Source organism: Bradyrhizobium sp. WSM4874 (assembly GCF_055811835.1).
In genome coordinates, this window is sequence record NZ_JBVVPR010000125.1 from 1 (window position 1) to 2599 (window position 2599).

Genomic DNA, 2599 nt, shown 5'->3' on the forward strand with positions numbered 1-2599 from the left:
AGAACGAAGTGCACGCAATCCTTCACGCGCACCTGATCCCAAAATGTCCGCACGCCGATTTATTCAACGGCCGCGGCGAACTATTGCCGGATCGGGGAATGTTACCCTGATGGCGCTGTTGCAGCGGTCGATGCGATGTCGACTGATTGGCGCGCCAGGTTGCCCTTCCATGGTTGCTCGATGGGGCGAGCTGTGGGCGGTCGGGTCCTACATAGCCCGAGCGGTCCATAGCTCCGGGCAAATGGAGCCGCGGTCGGGATGGCGCCGAAAGCTCCCCGGTGATCAACTGCTCGGCCGCCTTCCTCCTAAGCGCGCAGAGCAGACGCTGCAACTGCTCGGGTATTTCTCGCTAAGCCGGCCAGCGATGGCGAGCGCGTCGCCAGCTCTCGATCGCGGCAGTATTCGTGGGATGAGACCGGCTTTGTATTACGTCTGCATCCGACATGAGGCCTTTTGAAGCACTTTTTCAACTTGCGCGACCAGCAAGGCGCTTAGCGCCTCGGCGGCGGGGGCGAGTTTGCCGGAGGACACGAGACATGCGGTCATTTGGACCAGTGGCTCTATAAGGACCGGCCTCAGATGTTCATGGCCCGGAATATCCGAGACGTCGCCCTTTGGGATGATCGCATTGGCGATACCGGCCTTGACCAAGGAGAGCGCTCCGGCGAAGGTATCAACCTCCGCAATGCAGTTCGGCATCACGCCGGCCGCTTCAAACGTCCGGTCCAATGCGCTGCGAACTGTGTTCGGCCGTGTCGGCAGGACAAGAGGAACCTCCGCCAGTCTCTCCAGGGAAACGTAGGGCGCTGCGTCTTCTGCATACGGAGGCCGTACCAAGTACAGTGGCTGATGAAACAACGGCCGACGGTCAAAGCCTTGGGTGGGCTCATCCTCGAACACGGCGCAGATGTCGAGAGCGCGAGACGCTATGAGCGGCTTCATGTCGTGAAAGTCACGCGTAACCAGACGGAGGTGCATTTTCGGGAAAGTCGTCCGGCAGGCGTCCATAAACGCGCACGCGAACGAAGCGGCCAGTGCCGAGCACATGCCGAGCCTCACCAAGCCTTCCGGCTCTGCTGATGTGGAACGGACGATGCCGCGCAGCTGTTCCACCTGCTGAAGGATGGACACGGCCTCACGATAGAAGGCCTCACCCTCTCGCGTCGGGCGAACGCCGCGTGCGCTGCGGTGGAGGAGCGCCACACCAAGCTCCGCTTCCACGGCCGTCATCTGCTGACTCAACGCTGGCTGCGCCACATTGATTGTGGCCGCACCTCGACAAAAGCTACCAGCATCCACAATGCTAATAAAATAGCGGAGGTGCCGCAGCTGCAAAAACCTAGAGGACATCAGAGAAGTGCCGGAAGTCACGCCTCTCACCTCTGGTCGGTGAGTATGCAGCACGCGCTGTCGGCAATTGAAAACCCCCAAGGTTTATCGGGATGAACGCGCAGCACCAAGACTGGAAACCATATCCGCGCCTGCAGAGCAGCCACCGACGCGATGCCGGCCGGCAGCGGCCTAACCGAAACCGCTCATGGAATGTTCCGGATAATACCATTGAGCGCCTCGTGAACAACTTTGATAATGGTCGAATTCAAGTTCAAGAGTGTGGCGTGTGTGTTCATTGACTCCTGAAGCCGAAGCAGATCCATAGTGTCATCCGGCTTCATGACCCCCATGTGACCTCTCACGTTGCGTTCCGACGCCGCAATAGACCTACCAATAGAGTCGCTTATAGCCATGAAATCCATCACACCCCTCCGCTGCGTCTCGAACGAGGCCGCGCTCGCGATGGCCTTCCAAAAGGGCCCAGGGCGCTCAGAAAAGTCGGCGTCGTCTCGATGACCGCAACCATTCCCAAAACTCATTCTCGGTGTAGCATTCAACGACGCGATCGAGGTCATCCCCAACCCGACCGACCGTCAGCTCCATAACCGACGCCCGACCGGCAACGCCGTCACCCAGATTTGGCGCTAGCTCTCGATGTGCATCTTGGCAGCCAGAGTTCGAAGCCGTCGGGACCGCCGCATCGGCTTCTATTCCTGTCCTACATACACGAGGATAGAAGTCCACCATGCCGATGACAAATACATGTTCTTTATGAAGCAATAGCTCATCCCTATCGGTCTTGCACCCTCTAAGCGGCTCGATGGTCTCGAAGCTCGCGAGAGGTTCACTCGCATGATGCGGATGTGGTGCGTCCAGATCCGTTGGCCGAAAACAGCGTGGCAGTCAGCCGGCAAGCGCTGCGATTCGTTCTGCAGCCGTATCGCTAGGTGTTGAAGCCGACAGCGCTGGCGAAAACGCCGTTTGAGACGCTATTTAGTCATTGACTTTACTGGCGCGACCACCTCCGCGGCGGCTTATGAAAATATGAGACCGTTACCATCGCTGCGATTGAGCAACGCATTTCTCCCCTGGTGGAAGCTCACCAAATCGTCACCGCTTTTCCTCACCCTGAATCGCGCCATCGCGCCCCGACTGCAGCATGTGAATGATCCCGCTGATGATGCGGCGGGCGTCGTCCCGCTCCGGTCCCTTCAGCCCCGTCGGCAGATGAGGCTCAATACGCGCCCATTGCCTATCATTCAGCCAA

General features: G+C 58.9%; 2 protein-coding genes and 1 pseudogene. All 3 read right to left on the reverse strand.

The features are described from left to right. Positions 1 to 426 precede the first annotated feature (426 nt). Positions 427 to 1350, reverse strand: coding sequence for a LysR family transcriptional regulator (locus tag AC0L3P_RS39515; protein WP_473309400.1), 924 nt, complete (start codon positions 1348 to 1350; stop codon positions 427 to 429). 185 nt (positions 1351 to 1535) lie between these two features. Next, positions 1536 to 1907, reverse strand: a complete 372-nt coding sequence (locus AC0L3P_RS39520) for an EscF/YscF/HrpA family type III secretion system needle major subunit (protein ID WP_473309399.1) — start codon at positions 1905 to 1907, stop codon at positions 1536 to 1538. A 557-nt stretch (positions 1908 to 2464) separates the two neighbouring features. Continuing rightward, a pseudogene (locus tag AC0L3P_RS39525) lies at positions 2465 to 2599 on the reverse strand (transposase); the annotation flags it as partial.